This window comes from Piscinibacter sp. HJYY11, from assembly GCF_016735515.1.
Taxonomy (GTDB): Bacteria; Pseudomonadota; Gammaproteobacteria; order Burkholderiales; family Burkholderiaceae_C; genus Rhizobacter.
Window position 1 is genome coordinate 2533141 of the sequence record NZ_JAERQZ010000001.1, and the last position, 18980, is coordinate 2552120.

Annotated in this window: 17 protein-coding genes; 3 read left to right on the forward strand and 14 right to left on the reverse strand. The window is 68.4% G+C overall.

All coding sequences use genetic code 11. From position 1 onward, the window contains the following. Positions 1 to 255 precede the first annotated feature (255 nt). The 3 genes from JI745_RS11650 to JI745_RS11660 are packed head-to-tail and all read right to left on the reverse strand — an operon-like array spanning position 256 to position 3721. The gene (locus JI745_RS11650; protein WP_201806375.1) at positions 256 to 1611 is read right to left on the reverse strand and encodes a sigma 54-interacting transcriptional regulator; all 1356 of its coding nucleotides are present in this window, start codon (positions 1609 to 1611) and stop codon (positions 256 to 258) included. Positions 1612 to 1629: 18 nt separating this feature from the next. Beyond that, a complete protein-coding gene (locus JI745_RS11655) occupies positions 1630 to 2319 on the reverse strand; it encodes a hypothetical protein (RefSeq protein WP_201806377.1) in 690 nt (229 codons plus the stop codon). Further along, the gene (locus JI745_RS11660) at positions 2309 to 3721 is read right to left on the reverse strand and encodes a sensor histidine kinase KdpD (RefSeq protein WP_236674970.1); all 1413 of its coding nucleotides are present in this window, start codon (positions 3719 to 3721) and stop codon (positions 2309 to 2311) included. The genes JI745_RS11655 and JI745_RS11660 overlap by 11 nt, the downstream gene beginning before the upstream one ends. 182 nt (positions 3722 to 3903) lie before the next feature. On the opposite strand from JI745_RS11660, the gene JI745_RS11665 reads away from it, so the two are divergent. Next, positions 3904 to 4995, forward strand: a complete 1092-nt coding sequence (locus JI745_RS11665; protein WP_201806379.1) for a porin — start codon at positions 3904 to 3906, stop codon at positions 4993 to 4995. A 40-nt stretch (positions 4996 to 5035) separates the two neighbouring features. On the opposite strand, the gene JI745_RS11670 is transcribed toward JI745_RS11665, so the two are convergent. The 4 genes from JI745_RS11670 to JI745_RS11685 are packed head-to-tail and all read right to left on the reverse strand — an operon-like array spanning position 5036 to position 8834. Next, on the reverse strand, positions 5036 to 5737 hold the full coding sequence (locus JI745_RS11670) for a response regulator (RefSeq protein ID WP_201812504.1): 702 nt from the start codon (positions 5735 to 5737) through the stop codon (positions 5036 to 5038). Positions 5738 to 5791: 54 nt separating this feature from the next. Continuing rightward, positions 5792 to 6973, reverse strand: a complete 1182-nt coding sequence (locus tag JI745_RS11675) for an ABC transporter substrate-binding protein (protein WP_201806381.1) — start codon at positions 6971 to 6973, stop codon at positions 5792 to 5794. A 9-nt stretch (positions 6974 to 6982) separates the two neighbouring features. Beyond that, entirely contained in the window at positions 6983 to 7837 is an 855-nt protein-coding gene (locus JI745_RS11680; RefSeq protein WP_201806383.1) for an N-formylglutamate amidohydrolase, read from the reverse strand. Positions 7838 to 7847: 10 nt separating this feature from the next. Then, complete coding sequence (locus tag JI745_RS11685) at positions 7848 to 8834, reverse strand: Bug family tripartite tricarboxylate transporter substrate binding protein (protein WP_404932847.1); 987 nt, start codon at positions 8832 to 8834, stop codon at positions 7848 to 7850. 113 nt (positions 8835 to 8947) lie between these two features. On the opposite strand from JI745_RS11685, the gene JI745_RS11690 reads away from it, so the two are divergent. Further along, positions 8948 to 9856: a LysR substrate-binding domain-containing protein gene (locus JI745_RS11690; protein ID WP_201806387.1), complete on the forward strand. Its 909-nt coding sequence runs from the start codon at positions 8948 to 8950 to the stop codon at positions 9854 to 9856. On the opposite strand, the gene JI745_RS11695 is transcribed toward JI745_RS11690, so the two are convergent. From JI745_RS11695 to JI745_RS11725, 7 genes are all read right to left on the reverse strand, one after another. Continuing rightward, the gene (locus tag JI745_RS11695; RefSeq protein ID WP_201806389.1) at positions 9853 to 10785 is read right to left on the reverse strand and encodes a M48 family metallopeptidase; all 933 of its coding nucleotides are present in this window, start codon (positions 10783 to 10785) and stop codon (positions 9853 to 9855) included. The two genes, JI745_RS11690 and JI745_RS11695, sit on opposite strands and share 4 nt — an antisense overlap. An 11-nt stretch (positions 10786 to 10796) precedes the next feature. Beyond that, complete coding sequence (locus tag JI745_RS11700) at positions 10797 to 11552, reverse strand: 1-acyl-sn-glycerol-3-phosphate acyltransferase (RefSeq protein WP_201806391.1); 756 nt, start codon at positions 11550 to 11552, stop codon at positions 10797 to 10799. Next, entirely contained in the window at positions 11552 to 12154 is a 603-nt protein-coding gene (gene gmhB, locus JI745_RS11705; RefSeq protein ID WP_201806393.1) for a D-glycero-beta-D-manno-heptose 1,7-bisphosphate 7-phosphatase, read from the reverse strand. Before gmhB ends, JI745_RS11700 begins: the two co-directional genes overlap by 1 nt. A 10-nt stretch (positions 12155 to 12164) precedes the next feature. Continuing rightward, the gene (gene glyS / locus JI745_RS11710; RefSeq protein ID WP_201806395.1) at positions 12165 to 14303 is read right to left on the reverse strand and encodes a glycine--tRNA ligase subunit beta; all 2139 of its coding nucleotides are present in this window, start codon (positions 14301 to 14303) and stop codon (positions 12165 to 12167) included. Next, positions 14303 to 15232: a glycine--tRNA ligase subunit alpha gene (gene glyQ / locus JI745_RS11715; RefSeq protein ID WP_201806397.1), complete on the reverse strand. Its 930-nt coding sequence runs from the start codon at positions 15230 to 15232 to the stop codon at positions 14303 to 14305. Before glyQ ends, glyS begins: the two co-directional genes overlap by 1 nt. A 69-nt stretch (positions 15233 to 15301) precedes the next feature. Further along, entirely contained in the window at positions 15302 to 16897 is a 1596-nt protein-coding gene (gene lnt / locus JI745_RS11720; RefSeq protein WP_201806399.1) for an apolipoprotein N-acyltransferase, read from the reverse strand. Continuing rightward, positions 16887 to 17780 carry an HlyC/CorC family transporter gene (locus JI745_RS11725; RefSeq protein WP_201806402.1) on the reverse strand — a complete coding sequence of 298 codons (894 nt, stop codon included), beginning with the start codon at positions 17778 to 17780 and terminating at the stop codon, positions 16887 to 16889. The genes lnt and JI745_RS11725 overlap by 11 nt, the downstream gene beginning before the upstream one ends. A gap of 145 nt (positions 17781 to 17925) precedes the next feature. Here JI745_RS11725 and JI745_RS11730 point away from each other — a divergent pair, with 145 nt between their 5' ends. Then, positions 17926 to 18969 (forward strand): GTP-binding protein, encoded by a 1044-nt coding sequence (locus JI745_RS11730; protein WP_201806403.1) that lies wholly within the window; start codon positions 17926 to 17928, stop codon positions 18967 to 18969. Positions 18970 to 18980: the final 11 nt, after the last annotated feature.

Below are 18980 nucleotides of genomic sequence, written 5' to 3' on the forward strand. Positions count from 1 at the left end.
GAGGGCGAGGAACAAAGGCGCGGGGTGTTGGGGTTGGAAGCACAGCCCGAACGCAGGCTGCGAGCTTCCTTGGGCAACGCCCGTGCCAATTCAGAAAAGTGCTTGTGCATCAAGCACTTGGCAGCGCCTGGCCGCATCTGATGCTGCACTGCGCTCCCAACGGCCCCCAAATGCCTCGTTTTTGTCGCCGCTCAGCGACAACTCTTCACGCGAGCCGCTGCAAGTCCTTGATTTTGCTGGGCCCGCGGCCTGTCTCTAGTCAGCGACAGGCGGCTCGGCCTTGAACTGGCCGGGGGTCAGCCCATGCCGCTGCAGCAGCCGGTAGAACTCGGTGCGGTTGCGGTCGGCGAGGCGCGCTGCATCCGCGGCGTTGCCGTCGGTGAGCTTCAACAGGCCCACCAGGTAGTCGCGCTCAAAGCGTTCTCGCGCCTGTGCATAGGTGAGCACTTCCACGCTCGGCACGCGCAGCGCACGCTGCACCAGCGTCAGCGGGATCAGCGGCGTGGTGGTCAGCGCGCAGACCTGCTCCACCACGTTGTGCAGCTGTCGCACGTTGCCCGGCCAGCTGGCGGTGGTGAGCGCCTTCATCGCGTCGGGCGCGAAGCCGGTGAGGCGCTTGTCGTACTTCGCCGTCAGTTTCGCCAGGAAGTGGTTGGCGAGCAGCGGAATGTCTTCGCGTCGCTCGGCGAGCGTGGGCAGGTGCAGCGAGACGACGTTGAGCCGGTAGTACAGGTCTTCGCGGAACTGGCCCTGCGCCATTGCCGCGTCGAGGTCGCGGTGGGTGGCCGAGAGGATGCGCACGTCGACCGGCACCGACTGCGTGGCGCCGACCGGGCGCACCGAGCGCTCCTGCAGTACCCGCAGCAGCTTCACCTGCAGCGTGGGCGGCATGTCGCCGATCTCGTCGAGGAAGAGCGTGCCGCCGTCGGCGGCGACGAAGAGGCCGGTGTGGTTGGTCACCGCGCCGGTGAAGGAGCCCTTCACGTGGCCGAAGAGCTCGGACTCGAGCAGCGCCTCGGGGATCGCGCTGCAGTTGACCGCGACGAAGGGCCTGGCCGCACGCGGGCTCGCGCGGTGGATGGCCTGCGCGAGCAGCTCCTTGCCGCTGCCGCTTTCGCCGCGGATCAGCACGCTGGCATCCGACGCGGCCACCATCTTGGCCTCGGTCAGCAGCTCGGCCATGCGGTTGGAGCGGCTGACGATGGCCTCGCGCCACCCCTCGTTGCCGCTGGCCGCGTCGACCGGCGGCGCAGCCAGCGCAAGCGCTTCGTTGACCTTGTCGAGCAGGGCCTTGCCATCGAAGGGCTTGGTCAGGTAGCTGAACACGCCACGCGCGGTGGCGTCGACCGCGTCGGGGATGGTGCCGTGCGCGGTGAGCAGGATCACCGGCAGCGCGGGGTGGCGCGCGTGGATCTCGTCGAAGAGCGCCAGCCCGTCACGCCCGGGCAGCTGCACGTCGCTCACCACCAGCTGGGGCCGCGCGACGGCGAGCTGCGTGAGCGCCGCTTCGGCCGACTCGACTGAGGTGACGCGGTGACCCGCCGCGCTGAGGCGCATGGAGAGCAGCTTCAGCAGGTCGGCGTCGTCGTCCACCAGCAGCAGGTTGGCCATGGTGTCGCCCTTGAGTGCTCAGGGGGCCTTGGGGGCCGCGGGTGCGGGCGTGGCCGGCGGCGTCGAGGCAGGGGGCGGCGTGGGGCCCGGCGTCGGCGCCCCGCCGGTCGGCCGGCTGGACATGCTGCGCTCGATGGCCTTCAGCGCCTCGAGTTTTTCGTTGAGCTGCTGAAGCGTGCGCTGCTGGTCGCGGTTGCGCGCGGCTTCGCGGTTCACCAGCTCTTCGAGGCGGCGCTGCTCGAGCACCCGGCCGAGCAGCAGGCGCGCAAGCGGCTGCCACGGCGCGAGCTCCGGCGCGCTCGACCTGGCGATCGGCTCCAGCAGCGCCACGGCGCGCGCCACGTCGCCGCCGTTGTGCTGCTGGGCCAGCGCCAGCGCCAGCTCCAGCACCGCGTCGGGCGGTGCGGCGGTGGGCGTGGCCGACACGGCCGCGTTCAGGCGGTTGATCTCGTTGGTCAGGTCCTGCGGCGAGAGCTGGCGGATCTGCTCGTGGTAGGCCAGCAGGCGGCGGGCGGCCACGTCGTGCGGCTCGGGTGGTGGTGGCGGCGGGGGCACGACCACCTTGGGCGGCGCGGGCGCCTCCACAGGTGCGGGCGCCACCTTGGTCACCGGGGCGGGCGCGGGCTTGGGTGGCGGTGTCATGCAGGCCTGCAACAGCAGCACCCCCACCACGCTCGACGACAACCCCAGGACTGATTTAACGCGCATGCGGCAATTCGATATGAAAGTGGGCCCCGGGTGCGTCGTCCTGCAGTTCGACCACACCGCCGTGAGCGGTGATGTACTCGTGCACGATCGACAAGCCGATGCCGGTGCCCCGCACCGCATCGCTCGGCTGCCGCTCGCCGCGGTAGAAGGGCTCGAACACGCGGGCCCGGTCGGCCGCGGCGACGCCGGGGCCCTGGTCCACGATGTCGATGCAGGCGCGGCCCGGCACCCGGGTCACGGAGAGGCGGATGGTAGCGCCCGGGGGGCTGAACCTGATGGCGTTGGAGAGCAGGTTGCCGAGGGCGGTTCCCAGCTTGTCGGGGTCGACCTCGGCCCACAGCGGCCCGCCCTCCACCTTCACCGCCAACTGGCGGGCCTGCCACTGCAGGCGCTGGCGTGCCACCAGGTCGCGGATCAGGTCGACCAGCTCGACCTTCTGGCGCACGAGCTTGCGTGCCTCGAAGGCGGCGGCGTTGAAGCGCAGCAGGTCTTCGATCTGGCTTTGCAGGAGCACCGTGTTCTGGCGCAGGATGCGCGCGACCTCCTTCTGGTCGTCGCTCAGCGAGCCGGTCACGCCCTCCTCGAGCAGCGACACCCCTTCGCGCAACGCGGCCAGCGGCGTCTTCAGCTCATGCGACACATGGCGCAGGAAGCGCGACTTGTCGGAATCGAGCTCGGCCAGGCGCAGGCGCAGCCATTCGAGGCGGCGGCCAAGCAGGCGCACGTCGGACGGGCCGCGGATGTCGATGGCCTGGTCGAGCCGGTTCTCGCCCAGGCCGACCACCGCCTGCTCCAGCCGCTTGAGCGGCCGTGCGAGCCAGAGGCCGAAGACGAAGGCCAGCACGACCGCGACGACGATCGCGATCAGCATCTGCCGGCCCAGCTCGGCCCGGCCGGCCTCCAGCTCGTCCATCAGCACCTGGTTGCGCTGCTCGGTCGTCGTGCGCACTTGGTTGGCGATGGTGTCGTTGATGGCCTCGAGCTCGCGGAAGGCGTTGGTGATCGAGGCCTCGCGGTCACGCAGGTCGGCCTGTGTGCCCTTGAGCTGCGACTCGATGCCCGACTCATGCGAACGCCACTCGGCGGCGAGGTTGGCCGAGACGAGGTTGTCGGCCAGGCGCTTCAAGGCATCACGTGCATCGCGGCCCGATTCTTCGAAACGCTGGCGCAGCACCGGGTCTTCGAGCACGAGGTACTGGCGGGCCGAGCGCTCCATCGCCACCGTGCGCTCGGCGAGCAGCTGCGCATCGGCAGTGTGCGCGACCGCGCGGCGCGCGCCTTCGGCGCTCTGGCGCAGCAGCTTCTCGAGCGTGAAGAGACCACGCAGGGAGGCCGCGCTCAGCAGCGCGGCGATCAGCAGGAAAGCGACCAGCAGCAGCTGGCGGAATGAATAGCGGTGCATGGCCCGCGGCATTCTGCCCGGCCGACGATGGCCGGGCGCCGCGTCGGCTACCCACGGCACGTCGGTGGCCGCCAGGCGCACACGGCGGTACCCGCGATCAGGGTTGAGCCCCTTCATTTGAAAGGGATCTGAAAGATCCGCTCTCGCACGATGGCTTCCATGCTCAACAGCCTGGAGGCAGCGTGAATCGAAGTGAAAAGAAACTGGCCCTTGCCGCGTGTGCGGTCGCAGGTGCCTTTGGCGCCGTGCCGGCATCGGCGCAATCCGGCGTGACGGTGTTTGGCGTCGCCGACACCAGCGCGCGCTACGTGAAGAACGAGAACGTCGGCTCGCTCAAGAGCCTGGCCTCGGGCGCCAACTCGACCAGCCGGCTGGGCTTTCGCGGCGTCGAAGACCTCGGCGGCGGCTGGAGCGCCGGCTTCCACCTCGAACACGGCATCCTGGTCGACACCGGCGCAGCCACCTCGGCCACGCAGTTCTGGGACCGCCGTGCCACCGTGAGCCTGCTCGCCACGGCCCTGGGCGAGATCCGCATCGGCCGCGACTTCGTGCCGGCCTACGTGAGCTGGGCCCGCCACGACCCCTTCGGCTACGTCGGCGTCGCAAGCTCCGGCACCTTCGTCTCGGCCACGCCGGTCGGGCCGATCCGGTCGGCGTACGGCGCGGGGGGCAACACGACGGTGCGTTCGAGCAACGCCATCCAGTACCTGCTGCCCTCGGGCCTGGGCGGTGTGGAGGGCGCCTTGATGGTGGCGGCCGGCGAAGGCGGTACGGCGGCCAACGGCCAGCACAAGCTGGTGGGCGGGCGGCTCGGGTTCACGCATCCACGCTTCGGCGTCACGGTGGCGCACGACCGGGTCGAGAACGACCTCACCGTGCTGGGCTCGCACACCGACACCGTGGCCGGTGGGCATCTGTCACTGTCCTTCATGCGGCTGACCCTGGCCACGCGGCAGTTCAAGTACGGCAACGCGAAGCAGACCCACCTGCTCGTGGGCGCGACGGTGCCGATCGGGCCCGGTGAGGTGAAGGCGTCGTTCAACCGCGTGAACCTGCAAGGCCGCGTCGGGGCCACCAGCATCGACGCGAACGACGCCTCGCAGATCGGCCTGGGCTACGTTCACGCGCTGTCCAAGCGCACGGCGCTCTACACCACGGCCAGCCGCATCAGCAACAAGGGCGCGGCCAGCTTCGCCGTCTCCGGCGGGCCGGCCGGACTTGCCGGCGGCCGCGATTCGACCGGCGTCGAAGCCGGGCTGCGGCACGCGTTCTGAAACCCGGGTGAGAGCGGGTCCTCGGGGCGTCCATGGGGGGTCATGGACGCCCCTCTTTTTCGGTCTCCGCCGCGCCCTCCTCTTCGAGCACGAAACCCAGCCCGCGGTAGGTGGAGACGCGCACGCCGGCATGGGCCAGGCGCTTGCGCAAGCGGTGCACGATCACGTCGACCGCACCCGGCTGCACGTCATCATCGTCGGCAAAGACACGGTCGATGATCTGCTGGCGGGTGAGCGGCTCGCCGCTGCGCTGCAGCAGGGTCATCAGCAGCGTGTGCTCGCGGCGCGACAGCGCGAGCGGCTCGGAGTTGAGCCGGAACTGGCGGCTCACACCGTCGAAGCCCAGCGGCCCGCAAGCGAAGCGAGGATGCGCCACCCCGCGGGAGCGCCGGATGAGCGCGATCAGCCGCGCCTCCAGCTCGGGCAGCGCAAACGGTTTCGACATGAAGTCATCGGCGCCCTCGTTGAGCACCGCGATGCGCTCGGACAAGGAATTGCGCGCCGTCAGCACCAGCACGGGCAGGCGGCGGTCGTGCCGGCGCAACTGCGCCAGCACCTCGCGACCCGAGCACCCCGGCAAACCGAGATCGAGCACCAGCGCGTCGTAGTCGTGGCGGCCGAGCAGTTCGCGCAGGACCATGGCACCGTCGTTGAACCAGTCGAGCTTGAAGCCCGCAGGCTGCAGCGCCTTGAGCAGCCAATCGGCGAGCGGCCGTTCGTCTTCAGCCAGCAGGATGCGCACGATGCTCGGGGCCGACTGCGCCGTTTCGAACAAGTTGCGTGCGGCCCATGGCGATCAATCGACGATGCGCCCCTGCTCGGAGATCATCACGAAGTTGACGTACTGGGTGCCCACGCGCCTGCCGGGCCCGAACTGCAGGCGGTAGTGGCCGGGGCCCTCCAGCCGCTCGGCTTCCAGCGCCTGCACGAAGGCCCTGCGGTCGAGCTTGTGGCCCGCGCGGCGCAAGGCCTGCACCACGAACTTGCCGACGATGAAACCTTCGAACTCCACGAAGTCGGGCGCGGTGGACGCGCCATTGCGCTGGCGCAGGCGCAGCTCGTACTCCTGGACCAGCGGGTGTGCGCTCGCACGGAAGGGATTGGGCACCGGTTGCGACACCATGATGCCGCGGGCGTCCGCGCCCAGCTCGCGTGTGAGCACGGCGATGTCGACCAGTCCTCGGGCGAGGTACTGGATCGACGGGCAGCCGTGCGCTTTCATCGCGCTCACGAAGGCGGCCGCGTCCTTTCCGGAGACACCCAGGATCATCACGTTGGGGCAGTTGCGGGCCAGTGCCATTGCCGGCCCTTGCGCGGCCTGTCGGGGATCCCGGGGGTTGATCGGCATGCTGGCAGACGCGACCAGGTCGCGCCCGAACCGCTTCAGCTGGTGGCCGACGTCTCTCCTGAGTTCTTCTCCCACCGGCGTGCCGTAGTGAATCAGCCCCACCCGCTGGAAGGCCACCGTGTCGATGTGCCGGGCGAGCAGGGCGAGCTCGTCCTCGAAGCTCGCGCGGAACATGAACACATTGCGGTGCGAGCCGTCGTACAGCTCCGGAAAACCGGTGTACGGCGCGATGAAGGGAATGCTTCGCTCGCGCACCAGCGGCAAGGCCGCCTTGACCGGTGCGGTGAAGGTGTGGCCCACCAGCGCGAAGACGCGGTGCTGGTCGATCAGCGAACGGGTGTTGGCGGCGGCGGTGTCGGCCTTGTTGCCGTCGTCCAGCGAGATCAGCTCGATGCGCCGACCGTGCACGCCGCCGGCCGCGTTGGCGGCGTTGAAGGCCAGGAGCAGCCCGTCGCGGTACTGCACGCCGGCCTGCGTGCCGCCGCTGCCGCTCAGCTTGGCCGACTGGCCGAGCACGATGCGGCCCACGTGCACGCCGGGGCTCGCGCCGTCGTCCGCCGTGGCGGGCCGCAGGCCTCCGAAGGCCAGGGCCGCGGTGAGCACGATCCGCAGGGTCCGATGGGCGGCCATGGCGGCTCCTCAGTGCACGAGACAGGCCTGGACGAAGGCGGCCACATCGCGCAGCACGTGGTCGATGTCGCGCTTCAGGGTGTCGAAGTGGACGTTGCGCTCGCGCGTCTTCTCGTCCATGTACAAGGCGCGGTTGAGCTCGATCTGCAGGCTGTGGCGGTTGTTCGCGGGCTGGCCCGAGCTGCGGATCAGGTCCTGCCCCTTGTACGGATCGTTCACCGAGACCACGTAGCCGCGCAATTTGAAGGCCGAGGCCACCACGTCGAGGAACTCCGGCGCGCAGGTGCTGCCGTCGAGGTCGCCGAGCACGACGTCGGCCACGCGACGCGCCTTGAGCCCCAGCCGTTCGTAGGCGTTGCTCGGCATGGAGTGCAGGTTCAGGTGCCACCACCCGCCGAAGCGATCCGCCACGCGGCGAAGCTGGTCGTCGACCACCTGGCGGTAGGGCCTCCAGTAGTGATGGATGCGGCGCTCCACCTCGCCCACGCTGAGCCGGCGGGCGTAGATGGGCAGGAACTCGGGCGTGAGCCGCCAGACCAGGCCGTTGCCTTGCTCGATGCAGCGCGACGACGGGTTCGCCCCATGCGGCCAGGGGCCGTCGAGCATGGCCACGTCGACGTCGGACTCGAGGCGGTTCGGGTCGATGTAGCTGCGCGGGAACGTGGCGGCGATGAGGCTGCCACCCACCCGCGGCACGCCGGACCACAGCGCCTCGACGTGGGTGTCTTCGCTGCGGCGCAGCGCGGCGAGTTCCACCGCATGGCCGAAATCGTCGGGGTAGTGCGTGCCGCTGTGGGGCGAGTCGCAGACCAGGGGCATGTGCGGCGTGCCGGCCGGTGGGCCCGATAGGATGACAGGCGTCATGGCAAGCGCCTCACTCCAGCACGATCTTGTGCTTCTTGATCGTGCTCCGGAAGAACTCGATGCGCTCGGAGATCTCTTGCTTGTACTGGGCCGGGGTGATGGCCTGGGGCAGGATGGCGCCGCGGGCCTCCCACGCGGTTTTCGTCGCCGGGTCGGTGAGCACGGTGCGCATGGCTTCGTACAGCCGCGACACGATCGCGGGCGGTGTGCCGGCGGGCGCTGCCAGGCCGGTCCACGAGGTGAGGTTCAGCTCGGGGAGCTTGAGCTCGTCGAAGGTGGGCACCGAGGGCAGCTGCGGTATGCGCTGCGGTGCCGCCACGGCCAGTGCACGCAACTTCCCGTTGACGATGTTCGTCAGGTTGGAGGTCAGATTGTTCCAGGTCATCTGCACCGTGCCCGACAGCAGGTCCGTCAGCGCCGGGCCGGCGCCCTTGTACGGCACGTGCTCGACCGCCAGGCCCAGCCGGGCCTTGATCAGCTCCATGCTGATGTGGGCCACCGAGCCGGGGCCCGAGCTCGCATAGTTCCACTTGTTCGGATGGGCACGCGCAAAGGCGACGAACTCGTCGAAGGTCTTCACCGGCAAGGACGCGTTCACCAGCAGCACATTGGCCAGCCGATCGATCAGGGTGATCGGCGCGAAGTCGCTTTCGGCGTGGTAGCTCAGGTTCGGCGACACGGCCGGGTTGACCACGTGCGTCGACTGCGACGTGACGACCAGCGTGTAGCCGTCCGGCGGCGCTTTGGCCACGTAGGTGGTGCCGATGGCACCGGCCGCGCCGGCGCGGTTCTCGACGACGATCGGCTGCCCGAGGACCTTGGTCAGGCGATCGGCCATCGCGCGGCCCGAGATGTCGACCGCGCCGCCGGGCGCGAACGGCACCACGAAGGTGATCGGGCGGCTGGGGTAGCGCCCGGCCTGGGCCCAGGCGGGAAGCGTGCTGCAACCCAGCAGGCCCGCGGTGGCGCCCAGCAAATGGCGACGATGGATTCCCACATTCATGACGACCTCTTCGAGTGTTGTGACAGGCGACGGGAGTCAGCGTAGGGGCCGCGCCAAACACTGGGAAGCAACAAAATCGTCCACCGTGTTGTCACAATGTCATCACGATGAAGATCCGGGCCGCCTCCCTCGTCGAACTGCATGCGTTTCTCAGCGTGTGCACCACCGGCACCATGCGCCAGGCGGCCGAACAGCTCTGCGTGACACAGGCCGCGGTGAGCCGCGCGGTCGGGCGCCTCGAACGGCGGGTCGGGTGCACGCTGTTCGAACGCAGCGCCCAAGGGGTGACGCCGAACGCCGCCGCCCGGGCCCTGCAGGCGCGCATCGAGCCGAGCCTCCTCGAGCTCGAGCGCGCCTTCGGCGAGTTTGCCGAGTCGCCCACGCAGCGCAGCACCTTGCGCCTGAGCGTGGTGCCCACGCTCGGCACACGCTGGCTCATGCCCCGGCTCGGCGCATTCCAGGCGGCCCACCCCGGCATTCGCGTGGAGCTGCGCCAGTTCCACCACAACGAGGACTTCCTGCGCGACGACGTCGACGTGTGGATCTACCTCAAGCGGCCCACCACCCGCTGGCCGCGCGGCATTTCGGCGCGCTACCTGATCGGCCGCGAGATCACGCCGGTGTGCACCCCCGCCATCGCCGCGCGCCTCAAGCGCCCGGGCGACCTGCTGAACGAGGCCCTGCTGCATCACACCAACTTTCCCGACAACTGGCGCTTGTGGCTGAGCACCGCCAAGGTCGACACCACGAGGCTCAGGCTCGGCGACGGTTTCGATCTCGCGAACAACCTGATCGTGGCCGCCACGTCGGGCATGGGGGTGGCCGTGCTGCAGCCCTGCCTGATCGAGCACGAGCTGGCCTCGGGCGAACTTGTGCTGCCCTTCGAGCTGAGCGTGTCGACTGGCCGTGGCTACTTCTTCTGCACGCGCAAGGCCGCCGACGGGAAGAAGGCCGTCGAGGTGTTCCGGCGGTGGATCGGCTCGATGGTGCAGGCCGGCGGGCGCGCCCGCACCTAGTCGAACACCGGCAGCACGTCGTCCTTCAGGGTGCTGCGCACCTGCTCGAAGTCGGGCATCACCGAGCGCACCACGTCCCAGAAGCGGGCGCTGTGGTTCATCTCGCGCAGGTGGGCCAGCTCGTGCGCGACCACGTAGTCGATCTGCGGCATGGCGAAATGGATCAGGCGCCAGTTCAGGCGGATCGAGCCATCGGCGCCGGCGCTGCCCCAGCGCGTTTGCGCCGACGAGAGCGAGAGCCGCGTGTAGCGCACGCCGAGCTGCTGCGCGAAATGCGAGAGGCGCTCCTCGAACACCCGCCGCGCCTGGCGCTGCAGCCAGCTTTGCACCACGTCGCGGATCTGCTCGGGCGTGGCGGTGTGTGGCAGGCCCACGTGCAGCGTGAGGCGCGGCACGCCGGGCAAGGCGTCGGCGTCGGTGTTGAGCACGGCACCGCCACGGGTGAGGCCGGCGCGCACGTCGAGCACGATGATCACCGTCTCGCCGAGGAAGGGGATGCCGGTGCCATCACGCCAGTCGACCTTGGCGGCCTGCAGGCGCTGGGCACGCTCCTGCTGCTCGGCCAGCTTGCGCAGGATCCAGTCGCCCTTCTCGCGCAGCGCCGATTCGATCTCGCCGATGCCCACCCACTTGGGCGCGGCCACGCTCAGGCCTTCCATGCCGACGACGAAACCGATGCTCTTGCGGCGCGCACGGCGCAGCGCATAGGCCACGGTGTGCTCGCGCAGCCGGATCTCGCGCTGGGCGTTGGGATGGCGGAAGACGGCGGGGGCCAGCACGTCGGCAAGGGGCACGGCGGGTGCTGCGGGCGCGGGTGGCGGAGCTGCGGCGATGACAGGCGGGGCCGCCGGCGCGGGGGCTGGCGCCGGCGTCGGCTCATCGAACAGCGAAAGCTGAGAGGTCGATGGAGCCGGCGTGCCGCGAGTCATGAGCCGCGATTCTAGGTTTTGGCGGTGTCGCCGCGGTACGCCTCGGGATCAATCCGCCGCATCTCGGTCTCGATCCAGGTTTCGACCTCGCGCATCAGCTCGTCGGGCTCACGGCCCACCGAGGGGATCGGCTTGCCGATGGAGACGTCGACCACGCCCGGCCGCAGCAGGAAGGACTTGCGCGGCCAGCACTTGGCCGAGCTCACCGCGATCGGCACCACCGGCCGGCCGGTGGCCACGGCCAGCCGCGTGCCGCCCGCCTTGTAGGTGCCCTTCTGCCCACGCGGCGAACGCGTGCCTTCCGGGAACATGATGACCCAGTGGCCTTCGTCCATCAGGCGCTTGCCCTGCTCGGCCACCTTGTTCCAGGCCTCGTTGCGCTTGCTGCGGTCGATGTGGATCATGTCCATGCGCGCCATCGCCCAGCCGAAGAAAGGGATGTAGAGCAGCTCACGCTTGAAGACATAGGCGAGCGGGTGCGCCATCACCGTCGGGTAGAAGAAGGTCTCCCAGGTCGACTGGTGCTTGGACAGCAGGATCACGCCGCTGTCGGGCAGGTGCTCCATGCCGCTCACACGCGGCTTCACGCCGCAGATGAGGCGGCACATCCACATCGACTGCATCAGCCAGCCGGCGCAGGCCCAGTACATCTTGTCGCCACGCACGAAGGCCGAATAGATGATGACCGCGATGGCCCACGGGATCACCGTCACCGACATCCACAGCACGAAGAGAAAGGATCGCAGGGCATACCAGGCGGTGCGCATCAGTCCAGCCTCCCGAAGCCGGAATCGCTCTTGCCGCTGCGGGCGGTGCGCTCGCGCTGGATCATGTGTTCGGCGAAGGCGGCAAGGTCGGCATGCACCTGGAGGTCGGGGATGTGCTGCTCCATCTGGGCGATCTGTGCGTCGCTGAGCGCGGCTCCTTTGCCGGTGCGCACCAGGTGCGGCGGGCAACCCGCGGCGACGGCGGCTTCGAGGTCGCGCACGGAATCGCCGACGACCGGCACCTTGCGCAGGTCGATGCCATAACGCTCGCCGATCTGTTCATACAGGCCCGGCAGCGGCTTGCGGCAGCCGCACTGGTCTTCGGGGGCGTGCGGGCAGAAGAAGACGGCACCCACCCGGCCGCCAACCCGCGCAAGGGCTGCATTCATCTTGGCGTGCATGGCGTTGAGCGCCGCCATGTCGAAAAGGCCACGGCCGAGGCCGGACTGGTTGGTGGCGATCACGGTCTGAAAGCCGGCCTGGTTGAGCCGGGCGATCGCTTCGAGCGCCCCCGGCAGCGGCACCCATTCCTCCGCCGACTTGACGAAGTCGTCGCGGTCTTCGTTGATGGTGCCGTCGCGGTCGAGGATGACGAGGTTCATCGTGACCCGATCAGGCGGCGAGTTTCGACAGATCGGCGACGCGGTTCATCGCCGCATGCAGCGTGGCCAGCAGCCCGAGGCGATTGGCGCGCAGCGCGGCATCTTCGGCGTTGACCATCACCTTGTCGAAGAAGGCATCCACCGGCGCCTTGAGCGCGGCCAGCGCCTGCAGCGAGGCCGTGTGGTCACCGGCGTCGAAGGCGGCATCGGCCTTCGGCTTCACCTGCTGCAGCGCTTCGTAGAGCGCGGCCTCGGCAGGCTCCTTGAGCAAGGCGGTGTCGACCTTCGCCTCGACCGTACCTTCGGCCTTCTTCAGGATGTTGCCCACCCGCTTGTTGGCGGCGGCCAGCGATGCCGACTCGGGCAGCGACGCGAACGCACGCACGGCCGCGAGGCGCTTGGGCACCTCGCTCGGCGCCGGGCGCAGCGCCAGCACCGCCTCGACCTCGTGCGCGCTGTAGCCCTGCTCGCGCAGCGTGCCGGCCAGGCGCTCGTAGATGAAGGTGGAGAGCGCCTCGGTCGGGTCGTCGATCAGCGTGCCGAAGGCCGGCACTGCGGCCTTCACCAGCTCGGCGACGGACAACGGCAGCGCCTTCTCGGTCAGGATGCGCACCACGCCCAGCGCATGGCGGCGCAGGGCGAACGGGTCCTTGTCGCCGGTGGGCAGCTGGCCGATGCCGAAGAGGCCGACCAGCGTCTCGAGCTTGTCGGCCAGTGCAAGCACGGTGCCGGTGTGGTTTCGCGGCAGCGCATCACCCGCGAAGCGCGGCTTGTAGTGGTCTTCGATCGCGATGGCCACGCCATCGCGCAGGCCTTCGTGGCGGGCGTAGTAGCCGCCCATCACGCCTTGCAGCTCAGGGAATTCGCCGACCATGTCGGTCAAGAGATCAGCCTTGGCCAGCTGCGCGGCTTCGCGCACCTTGCTGTCGAGCACGTCGAAGTGGTCCTTGTCGTCGACCGTGTAGGGCACCGTGCTCAGGCGCAGCAGGTTGACGATGGCGTGGCCGATGGCCTGCACACGTTCGGCGCGCTCGCCCTGGGTGCCGAGCTTGCCGTGATAGACGACCTTCGCAAGGCCGGGCACGCGCAAGGCGAGCGTCTTCTTGCGGTCCTGGTCGAAGAAGAACTTGGCATCGGCCAGGCGCGGGCGCACCACACGCTCGTTGCCGCCGATCACGCGGCTCGGGTCTTCGGGGCGGATGTTGCTGACGATGAGGAACTTGTTCGTCAGCTTGCCGTGCGCGTCGAGCAGCGGGAAGTACTTCTGGTTGGCCTTCATCGTGAGGATGAGGCACTCCTGCGGCACGTCGAGAAACTCTTTCTCGAACTCGCACAGCAGCACGTTGGGGCGCTCGACCAGCGCGGTCACTTCGTCGAGCAGCGCCGGGTCGTCGATGGGGGTCAGGCCCAGCTTGCCGGCTTCGTGCTGCAGCTGGCGCACGATCTCGCCGTGGCGCTGCTCGAAGCTGGCGATCACCGCGCCCTGCTCTTCGAGCTGCTGCGCGTAGTGGTCGGCATCGCGGAGGACGACGGGGTCGACGCTTGCTTCAAAGCGGTGGCCGTGGGTGTCGCGGCCGGCCGTGAGGCCAAGCACCGAGACGGGCACCACGTCGGCACCGTGCAGGGCCACGAGGCCATGCGCCGGGCGCACGAAGTTGACACTGCTCCAGCCGTCGGCCAGCTGGTACTGCATGACCTTGCGGATGGGCAGCTGCGCGAGCGTCTTGTCGAGCGCTTCCTGCAGGCCTGCGGCGAGCGTCGTGCCCTTGGTGGTGCTGTCGAAGAAGAGCGCTTCGGCCTTGCCGTCCATCTGACGGCGCAGCTGCGGCACGACGGATGCATCGGCGCCAACGCTCGCAAGCTTCTTGATGAGCGCCGGTGTCGGCTGGCCATCGGGCGTGAGGCCGACGCTGACGGGCACGAGCTTCAACGACACCGCCTTGTCGTCGGCCTGCGCACGCACGGCGCTGATGTGCACGGCGAGCCGGCGCGGTGAGGCATACGCGGTGATCGCGGAATGTTCGGAGGCGAGGCCATGGGCCTTCAAGCTCTCGGCGAGCACCGACGAGAACGAGGCACCGAACTTCTTCAGGTCTTTCGGCGGCAGCTCTTCGACGAAGAGTTCGACCAGCAGGTTCTTGGTGCTCATCAGGCAGCCTTCTTCTCGTCGTCTTTCTTGAGCCTGGCGATGACCTCATCGGCCCAAGCTTTCGGTGCCATCGGGAAGCCGAGGCGGGCGCGGCTGTCGAGGTAACTCTGCGCCACGCTGCGCGAGATGTTGCGGATGCGGCCGATGTAGGCGGCTCGCTCGGTCACGCTGATCGCGCCACGCGCATCCAGCAGGTTGAAGGTGTGGCCGGCCTTGAGCACCTGCTCGTAGGCGGGCAATGCGAGCTGCTGTTCCATCAGGTACTTGGCCTGCTTCTCGTGCGACGCAAAAGCCTGCAGCAGGAAGTCGACGTCCGAGTGCTCGAAGTTGTAGGTGCTCTGCTCGATCTCGTTCTGCAGGTACACATCGCCGTAGCTCAGCGTGTCGGTCCACTTCAGGTTGTAGACGTTGTCGACCCCTTGCAGGTACATGGCGAGGCGCTCCAGGCCGTAGGTGATCTCGCCGGTGATGGGCTTGCACTCGATGCCGCCCACCTGCTGGAAGTAGGTGAACTGCGTGACTTCCATGCCGTTCAACCACACCTCCCAGCCCAGGCCCCAGCAACCGAGCGTGGGGTTCTCCCAGTCGTCCTCGACAAAGCGCACGTCGTTGCTCTTCAGGTCGAAGCCGAGGGCTTCGAGCGAGCCGAGGTAGAGGTCGAGGATGTTGTCGGGCGCTGGCTTGAGCACCACCTGGTACTGGTAGTAGTGCTGCAGGCGGTTGGGGTTCTGGCCGTAGCGGCCGTCCTTCGGGCGGCGGCTCGGCTGCACATAGGCGGCCTTCCAGGGCTCGGGGCCGAGCGCGCGCAGGAAGGTGGCGGTGTGGCTGGTGCCGGCGCCGACTTCCATGTCGTAGGGCTGCAGCAGGGCACAGCCCTGGCGGTCCCAGTAGTCTTGCAGGCGCAGGATGATTTGCTGGAAGGTCAGCATGGTGGTGGGCCGCGACGTGGCCACTCGGTGAAAACGCGCGATTTTAGGGGCCGGCCTGCCCGGCGACGCTCAGTCCTTGCGGCGCAGGGGCAGGGTCATCAGCATGAGGATCAGCGCGACGGCCAGCAAGGGCCACAACCCGTAGCGCGACGCCCACCATGCATAGGGCGTGAGGCCCTGGCGGCCTTCGACCTTGGCGTCGAGCACGCCTTGGGTGAACGGCGGCAGCGAATGGGTGACCACGCCGTGGTGGTCGATCACGACCGTGGCGCCGGTGTTGGTGGCGCGCAGCATCGGGCGCTGGAACTCGAGCGAGCGCATGCGCGAGATGATCTGGTGCTGGCTCACCGCGATCGTGTCGCCGAACCAGGCGATGTTGCTCATGTTGGCGAAGATGGTGGGGGCCTCGTTCATGTCGAGGAAGCGGGCCGCCAGCTCCTCGCCGAACAGGTCCTCGTAGCAGATGTTGGGCGCGATTCGTTCGCCCTTGAAGGCAAACGACGGTGGCACCCGCGGCCCGCGGCTGAAGTCGCCCAGCGGGATGTTCATCATCTGGGTGAACCACCGGAAGCCCGTGGGGATGAACTCGCCGAAGGGCACCAGGTGGTGCTTGTCGTAGCGGTACCAGCCGCCCGGCCACTTGACGGTGTCGCTCGAGACCCCGACGACCGAGTTGGTGTAACCCGCCTCGAAGCTGCCGAGCGGCCGACCGATCAGCGCCGCCTGGCTGCCCTGGAAGTGCAGCGCGAGCGGCTTCCAGTAGTTGGCCGGCAGCTGCTCGGGCAGGAGCGGCACCACGGTCTCGGGCCCGACGACGAGTTCGCCCTTGGCGGCCAGCAGCTGGCGCTGCGCCCACTCGAGGGTCTGCGGCAAGGCGGTTTCGGCGAACTTCTGGTCCTGCGGCACGTTGCTCTGCAGCAGCGTCACCGACAGCGTGCCGGTGGCCCGCGTGAAGGGCACGGGCTTGATCAGCGCCAGCGCCACCAGCGCCGTCGCACTCACGCCGAAGCCGAGCACCGCACCGGCACCACCGCGGCCCGCGACCCGCATGCCCAGCACGAGCCCGGCACCGAGTGCGGCACAAACGAAACCGATGCCATAGACCCCGATCCATGGCGCGAGGTTGGCCACGGGGCTGTCGACGTGGGCGTAACCCGAGGCCGCCCAGGGGAAGCCGGTGAAGATCACCCCGCGGGCCAGTTCGGCGAGCATCCAGCAGGCCGCGAAAAGCAGCGCGTCGAGCAGCGCGCGATGGCGCCGCAGGCGTGCAAACACCGCCATGGTGGCCGCCAGATACAGCCCGAGAAAGGCATTCAGCGCCAACACCGCAGCAGCCGACATCCACGCCGGCAAGCCGCCGTACTGGTGCATGCTGACGTAGAGCCACCAGGTGCCCGCCACGCCCCACGCGGTGGCGAAGACCCAGCCGACCAGGGCCGCCCGCGCGGGGCTGGCACGGCTCACCTGCCAGGCCAGGCCGGCAGCGCAGAGAAGCTGCAGCCACCAGACGGCCGGGTAGGCCGTGGGCAAGGCATGCGCGGCGCCAAGGAGCAGGGCCAGGAAGATGTCGAGGCCCAGCAACAGGCTGTCGGAGCCGGTGCTGCGTGGCGCCCTGCGCCGCCCGGAGTTGGAGGGGTCCTTGGCGGAAGCGCGGTCACGCACCATCGGTGCCCACCGCGACTTCCGGCGCCCGCGTGACCTTGAACCAGCGCACCGCACCGCCGCGGGTGAGCATCACGGTGAAGACGAGGCTGCCAAGCGGCACCGCCTCACCCCGCCGCGGCACCCGGCCGAGCGCCTGCGCCACCAGGCCGCCGATGGTGTCGAACTCGTCTTCGGGCAGATTGACGACGAAGGCCTCGTTGACGGCCGAGATCTCGGCGTCGCCCGCCACGCGGTGGCTACCGTCGGCGAGCGTGTAGATGCCGGTCTCGCTGTTCTTGTCGTCGAACTCGTCCTCGATCTCGCCGACGATCTCTTCCAGCACGTCTTCGATGGTGATGAGGCCGGCGGTATTGCCGAACTCGTCGATCACCATCGCGAGGTGGTTGCGGTTGGCGCGGAAGTCGCGCAGCAGTTCATTGAGACCCTTGGACTCGGGCACGAAAACGGCCGGGCGCAAGAGCGTGCGCAGGTTGAGCTCGGGCGCACGCTGCAGCTTCAGCAGGTCTTTCGCCATCAGCGTGCCGATGATGTTCTCGCGCTTGCCCTCGTAGACGGGGAAGCGCGAGTGGCCGGTGTCGATGACCAGCTCGAGCAGCTCCTCGTAGGGCGAGTCGATGTCGAGCACGTCCATGCGCGGGGCCGCGACCATGGCATCGCCCGCGGTGAGGTCGGCCATGCGGATCACGCCTTCGAGCATCATGCGCGACTCAGGCGCGATCAGCTCGCGATGCTCCGCATCGGCCAGCGTTTCGATCAGTTCGTCTTTCGAGTCGGGGCCAGGGGAGACAAATTCGATCAGTCGCTCGAACAAGCTGCGCTTGTCGACATGGGAGGCGTGCTTGTCAGCACCCTTGGGGTATCGACTCGGGTGAGGGTCAGCCATCAGGCCGGTGTGGGGGAAGTTCGGACCCCAAGAGCTTAGCTGAAGCCACGGCCGGCACAGGCAGATGCTTGACACATCTGGTACCTTGAACCCTTTTCCGTCGCCCCCATGTGGGCGGCTTGTCTTTGCCAACCCGGGTTTCATCATGAGTCTCATCCCCGCCACCATCCTCACCGGCTTCCTTGGCTCCGGAAAGACCACCCTGCTCAAACGGGTGCTCACCGAGGCGCACGGCCAGAAGATCGCCGTGGTGGAAAACGAGTTCGGCGACGAGAACATCGACAACGAGATCCTGGTGCAGGACAGCAACGAGCAGATCATCCAGCTGAACAACGGCTGCGTCTGCTGCACCATCCGCGAAGACTTGCGCACCACCCTCTCCGACCTGGCCGCCAAGCGCCGCAAGGGCGAGTTGACCTTCGACCGGGTGGTGATCGAGACCACCGGCCTGGCCGACCCCGGCCCCGTCGCCCAGACCTTCTTCATGGACGACGAGATTGCGGAGAGCTACCTGCTCGACTCCATCCTGACCCTCGTCGACGCCAAGCACGGCAACGACCAGCTCGACGCCCGCCAGGAAGCACGCCGCCAGATCGGCTTTGCCGACCAGATCTTCATCAGCAAGACCGACCTGGTGGACGAAGCTTCGGTGGCTGACCTGACGCACCGCATCAAGCACATGAATCCGCGCGCGCCGCAGCGCAAGGTGCATTTCGGCGAGGTGCCGATCGCCGAGGTGTTCGACCTGCGTGGCTTCAACCTGAACGCCAAGCTCGACATCGACCCCGACTTCCTCAAGGCCGATGACCACGATCACCACCATCACCACGACCATGATCACGACCACGAGCATGGAGAGCACTGCGACCACCCGCACCACCATGCGCACGACGACGACGTGAAATCCTTCGTCTTCCGGTCGGAGAAGCCCTTCAACCCGGCCAAGCTGGAAGACTTCCTGGGGGCCATCGTGCAGGTCTACGGACCGAAGATGCTGCGCTACAAGGGTGTTCTCTATATGAAGGGGTCCGACAAGAAGGTCATCTTCCAGGGCGTGCACCAGCTCATGGGCAGCGACCTCGGGCCTGCCTGGGCCAAGGGCGAGAAAAAGACCAGCAAGCTGGTGTTCATCGGGGTCGACCTGCCACGCGAGATCCTCGAACAAGGCCTCGAACAGTGCCTGGCCTGAGGGTCATCGGC

Excerpts from the sequence above, each read along its gene's own strand:
- JI745_RS11690 (WP_201806387.1), top strand. The coding sequence starts at position 8,948 with ATGAAGATCCGGGCCGCCTCCCTCGTCGAACTGCATGCGTTTCTCAGC.
- JI745_RS11650 (WP_201806375.1), bottom strand. The coding sequence starts at position 1,611 with ATGGCCAACCTGCTGCTGGTGGACGACGACGCCGACCTGCTGAAGCTG.
- lnt (WP_201806399.1), bottom strand. The coding sequence starts at position 16,897 with ATGGTGCGTGACCGCGCTTCCGCCAAGGACCCCTCCAACTCCGGGCGG.
- glyQ (WP_201806397.1), bottom strand. The coding sequence starts at position 15,232 with ATGCTGACCTTCCAGCAAATCATCCTGCGCCTGCAAGACTACTGGGAC.
- JI745_RS11700 (WP_201806391.1), bottom strand. The coding sequence starts at position 11,552 with ATGCGCACCGCCTGGTATGCCCTGCGATCCTTTCTCTTCGTGCTGTGG.
- gmhB (WP_201806393.1), bottom strand. The coding sequence starts at position 12,154 with ATGAACCTCGTCATCCTCGACCGCGACGGCACCATCAACGAAGACCGC.
- JI745_RS11660 (WP_236674970.1), bottom strand. The coding sequence starts at position 3,721 with ATGCACCGCTATTCATTCCGCCAGCTGCTGCTGGTCGCTTTCCTGCTG.
- JI745_RS11675 (WP_201806381.1), bottom strand. The coding sequence starts at position 6,973 with ATGGCCGCCCATCGGACCCTGCGGATCGTGCTCACCGCGGCCCTGGCC.
- JI745_RS11695 (WP_201806389.1), bottom strand. The coding sequence starts at position 10,785 with ATGACTCGCGGCACGCCGGCTCCATCGACCTCTCAGCTTTCGCTGTTC.
- JI745_RS11680 (WP_201806383.1), bottom strand. The coding sequence starts at position 7,837 with ATGACGCCTGTCATCCTATCGGGCCCACCGGCCGGCACGCCGCACATG.
- JI745_RS11655 (WP_201806377.1), bottom strand. The coding sequence starts at position 2,319 with ATGCGCGTTAAATCAGTCCTGGGGTTGTCGTCGAGCGTGGTGGGGGTG.
- JI745_RS11730 (WP_201806403.1), top strand. The coding sequence starts at position 17,926 with ATGAGTCTCATCCCCGCCACCATCCTCACCGGCTTCCTTGGCTCCGGA.
- JI745_RS11725 (WP_201806402.1), bottom strand. The coding sequence starts at position 17,780 with ATGGCTGACCCTCACCCGAGTCGATACCCCAAGGGTGCTGACAAGCAC.
- glyS (WP_201806395.1), bottom strand. The coding sequence starts at position 14,303 with ATGAGCACCAAGAACCTGCTGGTCGAACTCTTCGTCGAAGAGCTGCCG.